Source organism: Pseudomonas sp. GW821-FHT12A04 (genome assembly GCF_058807755.1).
In genome coordinates, this window is record NZ_JBXAQZ010000008.1 from 154,547 (window position 1) to 169,840 (window position 15,294).

Consider the following 15,294-nt stretch of genomic DNA (forward strand, 5'->3'; position numbering starts at 1 on the left):
ACAGTCACCCAAGGGAGTTCGGCCATGAGCGCCAACAAATCCATTACTGAACGTATTTTTCAAGCCATCGGCTTCGAACTGCTGGCCATCCTGATCTGTACCCCATTGCTGGCCTGGATCATGAAGAAACCGATGCTGGAAATGGGCATGGTCACCATCCTCATCGCCGGCCTGGCCCTGGCCTGGAACGTGGTCTTCAACGGTATGTTCGATCGGCTGCTCAAGCGCCTCGCCATCGCACACAACGCCTGGGTCCGCGTGGTGCATGCGCTGTTGTTCGAAGGCGGCCTGGTCGCCCTCGGCGTGCCGCTGATCGCCTGGTGGCTGAATGTCAGCCTGTGGCAGGCGTTCTTGCTGGATATCGGTGTGTTGCTGTTCTTCCTGCCGTACACCTACGTCTACCACTGGGTGTATGACGTGGTTCGGGAGCGGATGCTGGTGACTCGTGAGGTTTGCTGAGTCGTGTTTGAACCGGTTTTTGTGGGAGCGAGCTTGCTCGCGACGGCGGCGTGTCAGTCAACAACATTGCTGAATGTCAGACCGCTTTCGCGAGCAGGCTCGCTCCCACAGGTTTTGCACCAGATCAGACGTGGAAGTAACCCACGCACGAATCGAACGGCAGGCGCTTGAGTTCGATCTTGTTCAGGTCGAGCACTTCACGCAGGGCCTTGGTTTCGCCCGGGAAGTTGCGGTAGGCGACTTCGTCGAGCACCACGATCGCGCCTTTGGGCATGTACGGCAGGAAGGTTTCCAGCGCGACTTTGGTCGACTCGTACAGGTCGGTGTCGAGGATCAACATGGCCACGACCAGGTCCGGACGGGTCTTGACCCACTCCGGTACGGTCTTGACGATGTCGCCCTTGACCAGTTCGCAGCGCGGAATGCGGTTGACCGGGCGCAACAGGTCGTTGGCGTCGATCATGTCCTGGATCAGCGACTGGTCGGTGTCGGCGAACATGGTTTCGTTGACGTCGGCCGGGTCTTCTTTCTTGTCGATGCTCTGGAAGCCTTCGAAGGTGTCGAAACCCACGATCGAGCGGTTGATCGCATACGGTTCGAGAATCATCGACAAGTGCATGTAGAGCATCAACGAGTTGCCCTTGTACACGCCGCACTCAATGATCGCGCCCGGCACTTCCGCGACCTTCTTGAACAGCTCCATGCGCGACAACGCGGCAGTCACGCCAATGCGGTTGGCGAAGACGAACGGAGCGTCGGCCACGTATTCGGCATCGACCCGTTTCAGGACGTTGGTACGGGTTTCGTTGTACTGGGCCTCGGCGGGCGTGATGCGACGCTTGGTCATTGCGGGATTCCTCGGAAATTCGAAAAGTCGTGGACGTGGAAGTAGTCTTTGAAGCCGGCGCCGACATCCGGGCAGGCGCTGTCGACGTTAATCGCGCCGCGCTGGTGCTTGAGGTCGTCGAGGTGCATCAGGCGAAAGTCCACGCTGAAGCGGGTTTGTTGTGTGTAATTGGGAACGGTGCCGTGCAGGTGCGAACCCGAGAACACCAGCATCTCGGCGGTGTTGCCGGCGATGCGCAGCTCAGAGGCGCTGTTGATCGCTTCGGTGGGCACCGGGTGCTGGCGTGCCTCTTCCTTGACGTTGTCCTTGGCGCGCTGGCGTTGCACGCCGATCCAGTCGGACAGGCTCCACTGCGCCGAGGTGTTTTTCACCGGGGCGTCGAAGTAGGCCGGGTTGATCATCATGGTCTGGTCAGGCTGGATCGTGTAGACCGGCATCCAGGTATTGATCTGGCAGTCGACACCGCCGTACCAGGTATCGCGATGGGGCTTGTAGGCGTAGCTGACGCCAGCGTGCAGGTAGTCATAGTTGGGTACGACACGGATGCGCGGGACGTCGAAAATGAACTCCTCGGGAGCGGCACCGATTTCGTCGGTGAAGCTGCGGATCAGCTCCTTGGCACGCAGGCTGTTGGTGAACTGGCCCTTGAGCCGAGTCACCAGCACCACGAACTCTTCCACCGGCATCAGTGTGTGCAGCGCCTGGTGGTTGATCTCGCCTTCGAAGGCCGCCGTGATGCTTTCCTGGGCAAAGGCACAGAGTTCTTTGGCGGCGCGTAACTGCGTGTTCAGGAAAATATCGCCCGCGTAAATGGCTTCTTTAAAGTCAGCTTTCTGTTGCAGCTGATTGATGTACAGATTCACGGTTCCTCTCCTGAATACATCGAGTGTCTTATGAGTCGGCACCACGCTGGCAAACTGAAGGGCTGCCGGACGAGTTGTGCGTCAATAAAGCGCAGCCCTTGAGTTCGCGAGCAAATGCCGTGCCGCTGGACGAAAAAATCCCGACGGGAAAACCCGCCGGGATGATGTGCTTCGAACTTGTACCCTGTGGGAGCGGGCCTGTCGGAACGCCGCACCGCCCCGTTCGGCTGCAGAGCAGTCCTCAATCCTGCTAGTGCGGTTTGAATGACCGAGTGCTGGGGCGGCTGCGCCACCCAGCGGGGGCAGGCCCCCTCGCCACAGTTGATCAGTGTGTCAGGTGATGACGGGGACTCAATAATCCTGCTGCTTGCGAAACGCCCAGCGCCCGGCGATCACGGTAAAGGTCGCGACCAGCGCCACCAGGATCCAGAAACCCTGCGGGTCATCCGCCAGCGGAATGCCGCCGACGTTCATGCCGAAGAAACCGGCGATGATGTTGATCGGCAGCGCCAGCACCGTCACCACCGTCAGGGTGAACAGCGTGCGGTTGGTCTGTTCGTTGATGTTGGCGGCGATCTCTTCCTGCAACAGCTTGATCCGCTCACCCAGCGCCGTGAGGTCGTTGATGATCAGCGCGAACTCCTCGGTGGATTTGCGCAGCTCCTTCACGTCTTCCTTTTGCAGCCATTGCGGTGGCCGGTTGAGCAGGCGCAGCAATGAGCCTGGCTCCAGCGCCAGCAGCCGTTGCAATCGCACCAGCACCCGGCGATTGGCGCCCAGTTCCGCGCGGTTGGTCGACAGGCGCGAGGACAGCAATTGGTCTTCGATCTGGTCCACGCTCTGACTGGTCTTGCGCACGATCTGGGTCAACACCTCACCCTGGTCGCGCAGCAAATGCACCAGCAGCTCCAGCGGGGAGCGAAAGCACTCCCGGGCCTTCACCGACGAGCGCAATTTGTCCACCGAGTGCAGCGGTTGCAGGCGGGCGCTGATGATCAATTGACTGCGGGCGCACACCCACAGGGTCGAGACATCCGACGAGACCATGTTGCTGAGGTTGAACACCACATCGTTGACCACTGCCAGCAGTGCGGAGTCGACATGCTCGATGCGCGTCGAACGCGAGCCTTCGTGCAGCGCTTCGAAAAATTCCTCGGGCAATTCCAGATGGCTTTTCATCCAGCGCTCGCACGCGGCATGGGCCAGGTTCAGGTGCAGCCAGAGAAATTGCTCATCGCTTTGCGGCTGTTGCAGGTACTGCAAGGCCTCGGCGGAATTGATTTCCCGACCGGCCTCACCGGGGCGAAAACTGAAACCGTAAAGCAGGCCGAACAGATCCGTGTCGCGATGGCTTTGATCGATGCTGTGGTTCATGAGGACTCGCAAGGGGAGGCGCCTGTCACGTGTTTTACAGGTTCACTTGAGCGGCATCATCGCAAACGGGAATGACGTTTTTGTGACAGAAAAACAACGCAAAAAATTGTTTTACCGGCGGTCGGGATTTTCTCAAGAACCGCTCTGGCTAGCCGATCACGCTTGGGTTAAGTTGCGCGCCGCAGGCCTCGGCCGGGACCGCAGACAGGGATGTCCGGACACTTTTCACGCCTTAACGGGCGTGCCCCATTCCTGTCATGAGTACTCTGCGATGCTTTTGCAAAAGTCCCTGAGAGCACAAATTCTCGCCCTGCTGAGCGGCAGCCTGCTGGCGATGCTGTTGATCGCCCTGGCGTGCTTTCACTTCCTGTCCAGCGGCGTGCAGAACTACGCCAATCTGATCGAAGGCCCGTTGCACACCTCGCAATTGATCGATGAAGCCAACCTGCAATTCAAGGTGCAGGTGCAGGAATGGAAAAACGTCCTGCTGCGCGGCAAGCAACCGGCTGACCTGAGCAAGTACTGGGGGCAATTCGAGGGGCGTCAGCGCGATGTGCAAAACATCCTCGGTGAGTTGGCCGCGCAGAAGGGTATCGAGCCGCAACTCAAGAGCCGCATCGAGCGCTTGCGTGACGAACATCGCCAATTGGGCGCGGCCTATCAGAAGGGGCGGGACGCGTTTGTGGCCGCCGGTGGTGACCCTGCGGCGGGCGACGCGGCGGTCAAGGGTGTGGACCGCGCAACCAGCGATCAGATGAGTGAACTGGTCAGCGAGTTGCGCAAGCAGGGCGCCGAGCAATCGACACTGATCAGCGCCAGTGCCGAGCGCACGGTGTTGCTGGGGCTGGTCGTGATGCTGGTTTCGGGGGTACTGATCGGCCTGCTGAGCCTGTGGCTGGTCAACCGCAACCTGGTCGAGCCGATCCGCAAACTGATCGAATACGTGGCGCAACTCAGCCAGGGGCGTATTGCCGAGCGCGTGGCCAGCACCCGTCAGGACGAGTTGGGCAAACTGGCGATGGCCGCCAACACCCTGCGCGATTTCCTCGCCGAAACCTTCAGCCGTTTGCAGCGCAGCGCGTCGGACCTGGACAGCGCCAGCGGTGAGTTGAACTCGATCGCCACCGTGATGGCCGGCGGCACCAACGAGCAGTTCAACCGCACCGATCAGGTGGCCACGGCGATGAACGAAATGTCCGCCACCGCACAGGAGGTGGCCCGGCATGCCGCCGAAGCCGCCCGGGCCGCCGACGATGCCGACCAGTCCGCCCAGCAGGGCGAAAAAGTCATGCAGGGCACCATCCACACCATCACCCAGATGCGCGGCGAAATCGCCAACACCGCCACGGTCATCCGCCAACTGGAAACCGACAGCGGACGCATCGGCAAGGTTCTGGAGGTGATTCGCGGGATCGCCGAACAGACCAACCTGCTGGCACTCAACGCGGCCATCGAAGCGGCCCGCGCCGGTGAGGCCGGACGCGGATTCGCTGTGGTGGCCGACGAAGTGCGAAGCCTGGCCCAGCGCACGGCGGCGTCGATCATCGAGATCAACCAGATCATCCAGACCGTGCAGACCGGTGCAATCGAAGCGGCCCAGGCGATTGAAAGCGGTCAGTCGCGCAGCGAACAGAGCGTGCAGCAAGTGACCGAGGCCGGCGCCATGCTCGAACGCATCACCCTGGCCGTGGAAGCCATCCGCGACATGAACCGCCAGATCGCCACTGCCGCCGAAGAACAGACCTCGGTGGCCGAAGACATCTCGCGCAACCTCACCGAGATCACCAGCATCGCCAGCACCAACCTGGACAACGTGCAGCGCACTGAAGCGGCCAGCACCAATCTGCACGGCTTGTCGGGACAGTTGAACGAGGTGACGGCGCGCCTGAGCGCTTGAATCCCGAAAACGCAAAAGCCGCACGATGTTCCCATCGTGCGGCTTTTGTCTGTTTGGGGATTACGTGTCCTGTTTGTTTTCCAGGACCTTGCCGTTGGAGGCATCGATGTCCACATCCCACTCGACGTTCTTGGCGTCACGCAGTTCAACTTCGTACTCGAAACCGTTGAAGTGGTTGTCCAGCTCGGTCTTGGTAATCGTTGCACCCGGATGCAGGTCCAGCGCGATCTTGTTCAAGTCTTCCAGTGGCTTGATCTTGCCGTCCTTGACCAGTTGCGGGATCTGATCGACTCGCACATCGGCCTGGGCCAGGCCGGCGGTGAGGGTCAGGGCTGCAGCGGTAAACAAAGCAGTCAGGGTCTTCATGGGCTTCTTTCCTTGGGTGATCTGTTTAAGTGAGATCAGGTTAGCCTGTGTAACTTAATCCACCCTTAAATCCCTCTACATGTCCTGCATCAACCCCTGTGGGAGCGTGGCTTGCCCGCGAAGGCGGAGTGTCAGTCAACGTTGATGTTGAAGCTGATGGCCCTATCGCGAGCAAGCTCGCTCCCACAGGTTTTTGTGCAATAGCGCATCAATACCCGTTGTTCTGTAGCACCTGCGCAACACTCGCCGCCGGGCGTTTATAGAACTTCAACAACTCACTGGCGCGATTGGTGAAAATGCCGTCGACTCCGGCGTCCATGACTTTCCGGTAGTCCACCGCATCGTCGATGGTGTAGACGTGCACCAGCAGGCCCTGGTCGTGGGTGTACTGGTTCATCCAGGGTTGCACCAGGTCCGAGTAACTCTGGTCGCCACCCTGGGTCAGTGCGGCGGACGGGCCGGTGCCGATGGCGCCCTGGGCCTTGGCGTAGTCGACCCAGTGCTGGAATTCGGCTTTGTCCTTCGGTTGCTGTTTGGCGTAGTAAGCGGCTTTGTCCTTTTCGCCGGACTCGGCAAATGTCACCTTGGACTGGGGTTCAATACTGCCTTCACCGACCCACAGCAGCAGGATCTTCGGCACCGTCGGCATCTCTTTTTGCAGCAGTTCGAGGCTGCTCTTCTCGAAAGTCTGCAGGACCACCTTGCCTTTGCCTTGGCCGACCGCCAGCTCGTTTTTTGCCAGTTTCGAAGCGGTCGGGCTCAGCCAGCCCCGGTCCTGAAGTTTTTCCTTGAGGTCGCGTTCGATGCCGGGGAACTGCTTGGGCTCCTTGGTCTCGATGTACAGGCCGGGCTTGTGCAGGCTGTTGCCCTCGGCGATGTCGATGATTTCATCAAGGGTCAGAATTTTCAGGCCCGCGAAGGCGGGACGTGCGCGATCCGGGTACGCGGCATTGAACCAGCTGCCCGCGTCCAGGGTTTTCAGTTCGGCCATGGTGAACGCATTGGCGGGGCTGTCCTTGCGCTCGGGGAATTTGCTGGCGACGTCGGTGGTGCGTTGCAGATTGTTGTCGTGCAGGGCAAACAGCACGCCATCCTTGCTGCGCTGCAGATCCAGTTCCAGGTAGTCGGCGCCCAGGTCGCGGGCAGTCTTGTAGGCGGCGGCGGTGGATTCCGGCGCATCGAACGATGCGCCGCGGTGGGCGATCACCGCTGGATGCGGAATGCCCAAGCGGGTGGCCAGTGCCGCGGGACCGGGTTCGCTGGCGGCCTGTGCGTGGCCGAGAGCGAGCAAGAGGCTCAGTAACAGGGCGCTTTTAGTAAAGGTTGCGGGCATGGTCGAGATCCTTTCGCAATAAGTGAGCGGTCCCTTTTAACAACTCATCGTTGCAGGCGCTATCACCAGACCGACACAAACCTGTCGAAAGCTGATTTTCGTCAGCGCTTTTGTGCGCCCGTTTGCAGTACGCTGAGGCCCTGCAATTTCCCCGGCAGAGGGAAACGCAGGCCCTGCGTGTAAACCAATGATCACCATTGCGGGGTTTACCATGCGCATCACTTCCCAGCTCATCTGCCAGGCTGCCGACCAGCTCAAAGGCTTCGTCGGCCTCAACCGCAAGACCGGGCACTACATCGTGCGCTTCAGCGAAGACTCGTTCGGCATGGACGTGGCGGACGACGGCATCATCCCTGTCAGCGAATTTGTCTGGGTCGCGGGGCCCGGGCAGGTCATGACGCTCAAGCGTGAGTTGATCCAGTTGCTGCTGGACCAGAACATCGATGACCGGATCAACATTACCGAGCCGTTGCGGGTGTACATGAACCGGCGGGAAGTGCCGGAGATTTCGGCGGTTCGCAGTCTGGTTCAGGGGGGAGTTTTTGCGGTGAATTGACGGGCTCCATCGCGAGCAAGCTCGCTCCCACAGTAGATCTTTGTCGCGCACAAATGTTGTGACCGACCGGGATCAAAATGTGGGAGCGAGCTTGCTCGCGATGGCGGCCTGAAGAACTCTAAATCAGTTACTGATCGAACCTGTAGGCCCGCTCAACCCTGCACACCCGCGTATGACACCGCGCATACCAGGTCGAGCGCCCACGCTCGCGAATCGCACTGTGCTCAGGATGATGCTTCCACGCCAGGACTGCCGCCTCACTGGCCCAGTACGATACGGTAATCCCAAGCCCATCCTCGCCCCGCGCCGATTCCACGCCGAGAAACCCCGGCTGTTCGCGGGCCAGTTCCAGCATCCGTTCGGCCGCTTCGGCGTAACCCTGGTCACCCTCGGTGCGCAGTGAAGTGAAGATCACCGCGTAATAAGGCACAGCTGGCGTATCGGCGATCATGACGAGCGCCCCGCACAGGCTTCGACAAAGGCGCCAACCAAAGGAGGCAATACGCCCTTGAGCGCCGCCCGCTCGGGCTGGAACAAGGTCGCGACAAAGAACGGATGACCGCTGAGTTCGACTGCCCGCAGTCCGTGTTCCGAATCGTGGCCGACGGCATGTAGTTCGCGCTTGAGCAACTCCCCTTCGAACTGCGGATTCACACCAAAACGACAGCGATAGCCTTCACGAATCTCGGTGCTTTCGTAGGCCTTGGCGAGCAACGAACCCTCAAGCAAATCAATCGTATCGACCGCTTCCACTAGCGCACACGACAGTGGCGTCAGCAGCGCCCGCGCGGCATCGGGATTTGTCTCGCCGTGTTCGGCATCCGACCAGCCCAGCACGTTTCGCGCATATTCCAGCACCGCGTGTTGAAAACCACCGCAGGTGCCGAGGAAAGGTCGCCGTTGTTCGCGGGCAAATCGAATCGCCAGCAATGCACCGTCCATGCTCCGGTAAGGGCTGGCCGGCACACACCAGAACCCGTCGAATGTGTGCAGCGGTGTCTCGACGTGGATGTCATCGGTGGCCAGCCATCGCCATTGCACGTTCGGGCCACTGTGTTCAGCGGCCATTTCGAGGGCGACGGGAATGGCCTGGTGGGCGGTGACTTGCGGGTCGTAGTCGCCGATCAGGGCGATGCGAATCGGGCGGGTTTCCATGTGGGGCCTCTGCACTTGTTGATTGCTGGTGCCCACTATAGATTGGCGCTCACGCACTCAATATTGGCGTTTTCCCAAGTGATCAATGCAGCAACGCACTATCGACTGGACTACCAGGACCTGGCCCTGATCCTCGCGCTGGTACGCGGCGGCTCTCTGGCTCGCGCTGCGCAACTGCTGAAGGTGGATGTTTCGACGGTGTTTCGAGCAGTGCGCCGGCTGGAGGGTGCACTGGGTCAGCAACTGTTCGAAAAAAGCCGCGCCGGGTACCTGCCCACCACTCTGGCGCAGTCCCTTGCTGAACAGGCCGAGCGCGCTGAACAGGCTCTGGAGGCGGCGCGCATTGGTGTGGAGCAGGGCGGAGAAGTGATCAGCGGCATCGTGCGCCTGACCTGTACCGATTCGGTCCTGCAAGGTTTGCTGTTGCCGGCGCTGGCGCAGTTCATGCCGAACTATCCGGCGCTGACTCTCGAACTGAGCACGTCCAATGATTTTGCCAACCTCAGCCGTCGGGATGCCGATATCGCCCTGCGCCTGACCCGCACGCCACCGGAGCATCTGGTGGGACGGCGGCTGGCGGACATTTCCTATCGCGTGTGTGCCAGCGAGCGATACCTGCAATCGGTCAATACCCCTGACCTGGCCTCATTGACCTGGATAGCCCCGGATGACTTCCTGCCTGATCACCCGACCGTTACCTGGCGTCGTCAAGCCTTGCCGGGGGTAACGCCGGGCTATCGCTGCAACAGCATGCTGTCGGTGACCGAGCTGGTCAGGGCCGGCCTGGGTGTAGCGGCGTTGCCGGATTTTTTGATCGGCGACGGATTACAGCCGCTGAGCGAACCCCTGCACGGATACGACACCGCGCTGTGGCTGCTGACCCGTCCCGACTGCCGTGCCTTGCGCTCAGTGGTTACCTTGTTCGATGAGTTGGGGCGGGCGCTGAAACTGCCGTGAACCTGTTCAGGTTCCTGGCTGAGGCTCACTAAAGCCTCAGTGCCAGTTTCATTCTGAAACACATCGTGCCGTTCAAATCAGAGCCATCGATCCTTCGACACCGCCGTCAAACTTGTCATTTATTGCAACTGATAGCAGGCCAGAAACATGTCCAGCGCGGAGTCTGCCACCTGGTGTTGTTCTTCGGGTGACAAGCCTGGTTTGCCCATGGAAATCTGCGGCCAGAAGGCAAACGACTTGAGCAGCCCCTGCACCTGTTGTGCGGCAAAATCAGGGGCAATAACTTTCAACCGACCATCGGCCTGAGCGGCACGAATCCAGACCGTCAGCCCTTCTTCGCGTTCGCCCATTCGCGCCACCATATCCTGCGCCCGCTCCGGGGAATGAATCGTCGCCGCTATCGCCACCCGCGCCAGGTCGAGAAAATTGTCATCGCCCAACATTTGCAGCTTGGCCATCAGCAATCCGCGCAATTGCTCACGCAACGGCAGGTCGGGACGGTAGGCCGTTTCCTGTTCTGCCGTCACCCGGGTCCATAATTGATTGAGGATCTCGGCGAACAACTCTTCCTTGCTGGGAAAGTGGTTGTACACCGTGCGCTTCGACACACCGGCAGTGGCAGCAATCTTGTCCATGCTGGTGATCTCGAAACCGTTGTCACGGAATTCGTTGATCGCGGCATGAATGATCGCTTGGCGTTTTCGGTCGGTGAGGCGCTGTGGAGCTGTCATAAGTACGCTTCGGCAGGAAAAAGGGGAGAATTACACTCGGTAGTTTACTTGTCATCGACTTTGATGCAACCTAGAAACTACACTGTGCAGTGTAATGTTTTGTTAACCCTGCCCAGCAAAAATAGAAAGTCCGGCTGATGCGTGCGTGCTTTGGCCATTTATCGTCCAAAAACGGAAAGTCGCGTCATGCGCGGTTTTTCTGGAGTCATTCAGTCATGGCCAATTCAAACTCCCCGGCGGACAACGCCTCCACACCTGAAGCATCCCGACAGGCTCAAGGGCAGTATCAAAACTTTACGCCGGTTCAACGTTTAAGCTTTGGCAAAACCATGGGTGTCCTTTGGAACGTGCTGTTCCACAAACCGCAAAACACCCGCCCGAGCGCGCCCGTCCCGGTGCAAGCCCTGACTCAAGCCGCGCTGATCGCAGCGCCGAACCACAGCGTCTATCGCCTGGGCCACTCCACGGTGTTGCTCAAGTTGCGCGATAAATTCTGGATCACCGACCCGGTCTTCGCCGAGCGTGCCTCGCCCGTACAATGGGCTGGCCCCAAGCGTTTCCACCAGCCACCGATCAGCCTGGAAGAATTGCCACCGATCGAAGCGGTGATCCTGTCCCACGACCACTACGATCACCTGGATCATCAGGCCGTGCTCAAGCTCGCGGACAAGACCAAACACTTCCTTACCCCGCTGGGCGTAGGCGACACCCTGATCAAGTGGGGCATCGACGCGAGCAAAGTCCGCCAGCTGGATTGGTGGCAAGGCACGGAAGTCGATGGCATCCAGTTCATCGCCACCCCGTCGCAGCACTTTTCCGGCCGCGGCCTGTTCGACAGCAACAGTACCCTCTGGGCCTCGTGGGTGATGATCGACGGCGACACGCGCCTCTTCTTCAGCGGCGACAGCGGCTACTTCGACGGCTTCAAACGCATCGGCGAACAGTACGGTCCATTCGACCTGACCCTGATGGAAACCGGTGCCTACAACGTCGACTGGCCACACGTGCACATGCAACCCGAACAAACCCTGCAAGCCCACCTCGACCTCAAGGGCCGCTGGCTACTGCCAATCCACAACGGTACGTTCGATCTGTCGATGCACGCCTGGTACGAACCCTTCGACCGTATCCTGGCCCTGGCCTGGGAACGCAACGTATCGATCACCACGCCGCAGATGGGCGAGGCGTTCAACCTGATGCATCCGCAGCGTGGTAGGGCGTGGTGGTTGGCGGTGGAAGGGGAGAGTGATCGGGTGGTGGCTCATAACGCGTAGAGTGATGGGCCCTGTAGGAGCGAGCTTGCTCGCGATGGACGTTAACGATAACGCGTGCTGTCTGAATGATCGCGTTGTCCAGATGTTTTTCGCGAGCAAGCTCGCTCCTACAAGGGGCCATTTATCGTCAGTCAGTGAGTTGGCTCACTCCACCATCGCAAAATCCGCCCGCCCAACCGGATTTGGCGTAGAGCCTTTGACGTTCATCCCTCGACCCGGCGCAAACCCCGGGAAGAACACCAACCCCTCCGATTCGAACCGATAGGCCAACGCCAGGCGGGTGACATCCAGCACCTCCTGGCGTGCTTCGAAGCGTTGAATGGCATCCACCGAGACTCGGGACTCCCGCGACAGCTCTTCCACACTCCAGCCCAGCATCGCTCGGGCCTGGGCGCAGTGGGCCGGGGTGAATTGGAAGAGGGCGATACGTTCCAGGGTGATTTTCATCGCTTGAGAGGCCATGGTGTTCTCCGGGCTCGAGAGTGTTGGTTCAAAATATACTGTGTTTTTGTACAGTTGTTTTGAGCCCGGATCAAACGCATTTTTTGATTTGTCTTTTCAGACAGACGAACGGTGCTGCGCTTACTTGTCCGCCAACCCCGGCGCTTCCCGCACGATAAAGTGATCCAGATTCTCGATGTTGGCGCTGAACACCCCGAACGTCTGCTCGGGGTTTTTCTTGCTCGGCACCTGCTTCAGCTCGGGCGTCACCCCATAAAAGAAGCAATACAACTCCCGCCCGCTCTCGATGGCGTGCTTGATCTCCTCCAGGAATGCCTTGCGCTTGCGATAGCTGTCGATCAGCTTTTTGCTCAGGTAGACATTGACCGAGTAAGGCTTTTTCTCGAACCAGACCTTCTTCTCGAAATCGATGCGAAAGCTCTGGGTGTAGTCCTTGATCTCCTTGACCTTGCCCCAGTAAATCAGCCCCTTGTTGTCCTGCAGGTATTCGATTTTCTTGAAAAACGACCCGTAGGGCGCGGTGTGCTCGCCAATCTTCAGCGGCACGCGCTTGAGCAAATCCTTGTCGTCGAAGTTCGACACGAAACACTCCACCGGATGGGCGAAGACGCTGGTCTTGTCCGGGGCCGACTCCCTGCCCGGTTGCTCGACATTGCTTGCCACCGAAGGCGTCAGCGACTCATCCCGCACCCCGTTCGCCGCGACCTTCGGGCTTGACGGCTTACGCACATATTCACGCCGAGTCAGTAACAATTCCGATGGGAAATTTTCCTCGCGGCTGTCATCCGTTTCCGTCTCATCCACACCCGACGCTGGCATCCTCAAGCTGACATAAGGGCAGCCCTCGACATGCCGCGTACTCGGCAAGTTCTTGAAGTGCGGCGTGCGCACGTAATTCACATTCTTCGCGTTGAACGTGCCCAGCTCATTGGTCGCATCGAACGCCAAACGACAGGCATCGTTGGGGCACTGGAAGTGTTCCTTGGCGGAGTCGAAATCCATCGTCTCGTCGAAATTCAGATCCCGAACGTCGTAGATCGACAACTTGTCGTTGAGGCCGAGGCAATAGGCGAGGTCGAATTTCATGTCGGGTTCCAAATCCTTTAGGTGAACAGCTTCCAGTGATGGCGCATTCGAAGCAATAGCTACACTCAGATCACTTCGATATCGCCGAGCCTGCACAGTCCATCCACGAGGGCGGTTCATGAGCCATTCAGATGCTTCGCCCCCTCTCCCGGAGCCAGGCCGGATAGCTCGCCGGGATGAACAGACCGGCTGGCGCCGTTGGGTACCGGGGCTGAGCATGCTGCGCGAATACCAACCGGCATGGTTGCGTTACGACATCGTGGCCGGCCTGGTGCTGACCACGATGCTGGTGCCCGTCGGTATCGCCTATGCGGTCGCTTCAGGCGTGCCCGGCATTTATGGCCTCTACGCGACCATCGTTCCGCTGCTGTTCTATGCCTTGTTCGGCCCCAGCCGAATTCTGGTGATGGGGCCGGATTCCTCCCTGGTGGCCGTCATCCTTGCCGTCATCATTCCACTCTCCGGCGGCGACCCGCAGCGTGCCGTCGCCCTGGCGGGGATGATGGCGATCGTCTCGGGAGCGGTGTGTATCCTGGCCGGTATCGCGCGCCTGGGTTTCATCACCGAACTGCTGTCCAAACCGATCCGCTACGGCTACATGAACGGCATCGCACTGACCGTATTGATCAGCCAGTTGCCCAAGCTGTTCGGTTTTTCGATTGAATCCGGCGGCCCATTGAGCAACATAGGGGCCATCGCCTCCGCGGTGATGGAGGGAAAGGTCAACTGGACCACCTTCATGGTGGGCGGGCTCACCCTGGCGGTGATCCTGCTGCTCAAACGATGGCCGCGACTGCCGGGCATCCTGATCGCCGTGGTTGGCGCGACAGTCGCCGTGGGCGTACTCGACCTTGCGACACGCGCCGGTGTGTCGGTTCTCGGTTCGCTCCCCCAAGGCTTGCCGGGTTTCGCCATCCCTTGGATCACCAGCGCCGACATCGTCCCGGTGTTGATCGGCGGTTGCGCCGTCGCACTCGTCTCGTTCGCCGACACCAGCGTGCTCTCCCGCGTCTATGCGGCGCGGACCCGAACCTACGTCAACCCGAACCAGGAAATGGTGGGCCTCGGCATCGCCAACCTGGCGGCCGGTTTTTTCCAGGGCTTCCCGATCAGCAGCAGCTCGTCACGCACGCCCGTGGCCGAAGCCGCCGGTGCCAAAACCCAAATGACCGGCGTCGTCGGCGCACTGGCGGTTGCCTTGCTACTGGTGGTGGCACCGGACCTGCTGCAACATCTACCGTCCAGCGCCCTGGCGGCAGTCGTGATCGCCTCGGCCATTGGCCTGATCGAGATCACCGACCTGCGACGGATCTATCGCATCCAGCGCTGGGAGTGCTGGCTATCGATCGTCTGCACCGTCGGCGTGGCCGTGTTCGGCGCCATCGAGGGCATCGGCCTGGCCATCGTGATTGCCGTCATAGAATTCCTCTGGGACGGCTGGCGCCCGTACTCCGCAGTATTGGGCCGCGCCGATGGGGTCAAGGGCTACCACGACATCAAACGCTACCCCGACGCACGCCTGATCCCCGGCCTGGTCCTGTTTCGCTGGGATGCCCCCTTGTTTTTCGCCAACGCCGAACTGTTCAACGACCAAGTATTGGACGCCGTGGCGGCATCGCCCACGCCCGTGCGCTGGCTGGTGGTCGCCGCAGAGCCCGTCACCAGTGTCGATGTGACGTCTGCCGACATGTTGGCCGAACTGGACGACACGTTGCATGCGGCGGGTATTGAGTTGTGCATTGCGGAGATGAAGGATCCGGTGAAGGACAAGCTGAAGCGGTTTGGGTTGTTTGCACGGTTGGGGGAGACGGCGTTTTTTCCTACGATTGGGACGGCTGTGGATAGTTATGTGGCGAATTATCGGGTGGATTACAGGGAGCGGGAAGATGAAGGGAACGGATTGCCGTGAAACCCGCGAGATTGAAATAGAGACT

Annotated in this window: 16 protein-coding genes; 6 read left to right on the plus strand and 10 right to left on the minus strand. The window is 59.9% G+C overall.

Annotated elements, in window-relative coordinates:
• Positions 1–24: 24 nt before the first annotated feature.
• The gene (locus AC1RS8_RS14500) at positions 25–459 is read left to right on the plus strand and encodes a multidrug/biocide efflux PACE transporter (RefSeq protein WP_057713583.1); all 435 of its coding nucleotides are present in this window, start codon (positions 25–27) and stop codon (positions 457–459) included.
• 124 nt (positions 460–583) lie between these two features.
• Here AC1RS8_RS14500 and AC1RS8_RS14505 read toward each other — a convergent pair whose 3' ends face one another.
• The 3 genes from AC1RS8_RS14505 to AC1RS8_RS14515 form a co-directional block, all read right to left on the minus strand.
• Positions 584–1,306, minus strand: coding sequence for a TylF/MycF/NovP-related O-methyltransferase (locus AC1RS8_RS14505; RefSeq protein ID WP_056725897.1), 723 nt, complete (start codon positions 1,304–1,306; stop codon positions 584–586).
• Positions 1,303–2,169: a hypothetical protein gene (locus AC1RS8_RS14510; protein WP_489339110.1), complete on the minus strand. Its 867-nt coding sequence runs from the start codon at positions 2,167–2,169 to the stop codon at positions 1,303–1,305. Before AC1RS8_RS14510 ends, AC1RS8_RS14505 begins: the two co-directional genes overlap by 4 nt.
• A gap of 351 nt (positions 2,170–2,520) precedes the next feature.
• Positions 2,521–3,543 (minus strand): transporter, encoded by a 1,023-nt coding sequence (locus AC1RS8_RS14515; RefSeq protein ID WP_090457368.1) that lies wholly within the window; start codon positions 3,541–3,543, stop codon positions 2,521–2,523.
• A 271-nt stretch (positions 3,544–3,814) separates the two neighbouring features.
• On the opposite strand from AC1RS8_RS14515, the gene AC1RS8_RS14520 reads away from it, so the two are divergent.
• The gene (locus tag AC1RS8_RS14520) at positions 3,815–5,440 is read left to right on the plus strand and encodes a methyl-accepting chemotaxis protein (protein ID WP_429520473.1); all 1,626 of its coding nucleotides are present in this window, start codon (positions 3,815–3,817) and stop codon (positions 5,438–5,440) included.
• Between the two features lie 60 nt (positions 5,441–5,500).
• On the opposite strand, the gene AC1RS8_RS14525 is transcribed toward AC1RS8_RS14520, so the two are convergent.
• The gene (locus tag AC1RS8_RS14525; RefSeq protein WP_489339109.1) at positions 5,501–5,806 is read right to left on the minus strand and encodes a PepSY domain-containing protein; all 306 of its coding nucleotides are present in this window, start codon (positions 5,804–5,806) and stop codon (positions 5,501–5,503) included.
• A 208-nt stretch (positions 5,807–6,014) separates the two neighbouring features.
• Positions 6,015–7,139: a glycerophosphodiester phosphodiesterase gene (locus AC1RS8_RS14530; protein ID WP_489339108.1), complete on the minus strand. Its 1,125-nt coding sequence runs from the start codon at positions 7,137–7,139 to the stop codon at positions 6,015–6,017.
• Between the two features lie 211 nt (positions 7,140–7,350).
• Here AC1RS8_RS14530 and AC1RS8_RS14535 point away from each other — a divergent pair, with 211 nt between their 5' ends.
• The gene (locus tag AC1RS8_RS14535) at positions 7,351–7,695 is read left to right on the plus strand and encodes a DUF2025 family protein (protein ID WP_489339107.1); all 345 of its coding nucleotides are present in this window, start codon (positions 7,351–7,353) and stop codon (positions 7,693–7,695) included.
• A gap of 127 nt (positions 7,696–7,822) precedes the next feature.
• Here AC1RS8_RS14535 and AC1RS8_RS14540 read toward each other — a convergent pair whose 3' ends face one another.
• Together AC1RS8_RS14540 and AC1RS8_RS14545 are read right to left on the minus strand one after the other, a co-directional pair.
• Positions 7,823–8,146: an antibiotic biosynthesis monooxygenase family protein gene (locus tag AC1RS8_RS14540; protein WP_489339106.1), complete on the minus strand. Its 324-nt coding sequence runs from the start codon at positions 8,144–8,146 to the stop codon at positions 7,823–7,825.
• Entirely contained in the window at positions 8,143–8,850 is a 708-nt protein-coding gene (locus AC1RS8_RS14545; RefSeq protein ID WP_489339105.1) for a CTP synthase C-terminal region-related (seleno)protein, read from the minus strand. Before AC1RS8_RS14545 ends, AC1RS8_RS14540 begins: the two co-directional genes overlap by 4 nt.
• Before the next feature lie 15 nt (positions 8,851–8,865).
• Between AC1RS8_RS14545 and AC1RS8_RS14550 the strand changes: the two genes are divergently transcribed.
• Positions 8,866–9,807 (plus strand): LysR family transcriptional regulator, encoded by a 942-nt coding sequence (locus AC1RS8_RS14550; RefSeq protein ID WP_489339104.1) that lies wholly within the window; start codon positions 8,866–8,868, stop codon positions 9,805–9,807.
• Positions 9,808–9,926: 119 nt separating this feature from the next.
• Here AC1RS8_RS14550 and AC1RS8_RS14555 read toward each other — a convergent pair whose 3' ends face one another.
• Complete coding sequence (locus tag AC1RS8_RS14555; RefSeq protein WP_090457358.1) at positions 9,927–10,538, minus strand: TetR/AcrR family transcriptional regulator; 612 nt, start codon at positions 10,536–10,538, stop codon at positions 9,927–9,929.
• 215 nt (positions 10,539–10,753) lie between these two features.
• On the opposite strand from AC1RS8_RS14555, the gene AC1RS8_RS14560 reads away from it, so the two are divergent.
• Complete coding sequence (locus AC1RS8_RS14560; RefSeq protein ID WP_154860386.1) at positions 10,754–11,812, plus strand: MBL fold metallo-hydrolase; 1,059 nt, start codon at positions 10,754–10,756, stop codon at positions 11,810–11,812.
• Between the two features lie 144 nt (positions 11,813–11,956).
• On the opposite strand, the gene AC1RS8_RS14565 is transcribed toward AC1RS8_RS14560, so the two are convergent.
• Positions 11,957–12,274, minus strand: a complete 318-nt coding sequence (locus AC1RS8_RS14565) for a helix-turn-helix domain-containing protein (protein ID WP_007998876.1) — start codon at positions 12,272–12,274, stop codon at positions 11,957–11,959.
• Positions 12,275–12,394: 120 nt separating this feature from the next.
• A complete protein-coding gene (locus tag AC1RS8_RS14570) occupies positions 12,395–13,360 on the minus strand; it encodes a hypothetical protein (RefSeq protein WP_489339102.1) in 966 nt (321 codons plus the stop codon).
• A gap of 118 nt (positions 13,361–13,478) precedes the next feature.
• Between AC1RS8_RS14570 and AC1RS8_RS14575 the strand changes: the two genes are divergently transcribed.
• Positions 13,479–15,269 (plus strand): SulP family inorganic anion transporter, encoded by a 1,791-nt coding sequence (locus AC1RS8_RS14575; RefSeq protein WP_489339100.1) that lies wholly within the window; start codon positions 13,479–13,481, stop codon positions 15,267–15,269.
• The last annotated feature ends 25 nt before the right edge of the window (positions 15,270–15,294 follow it).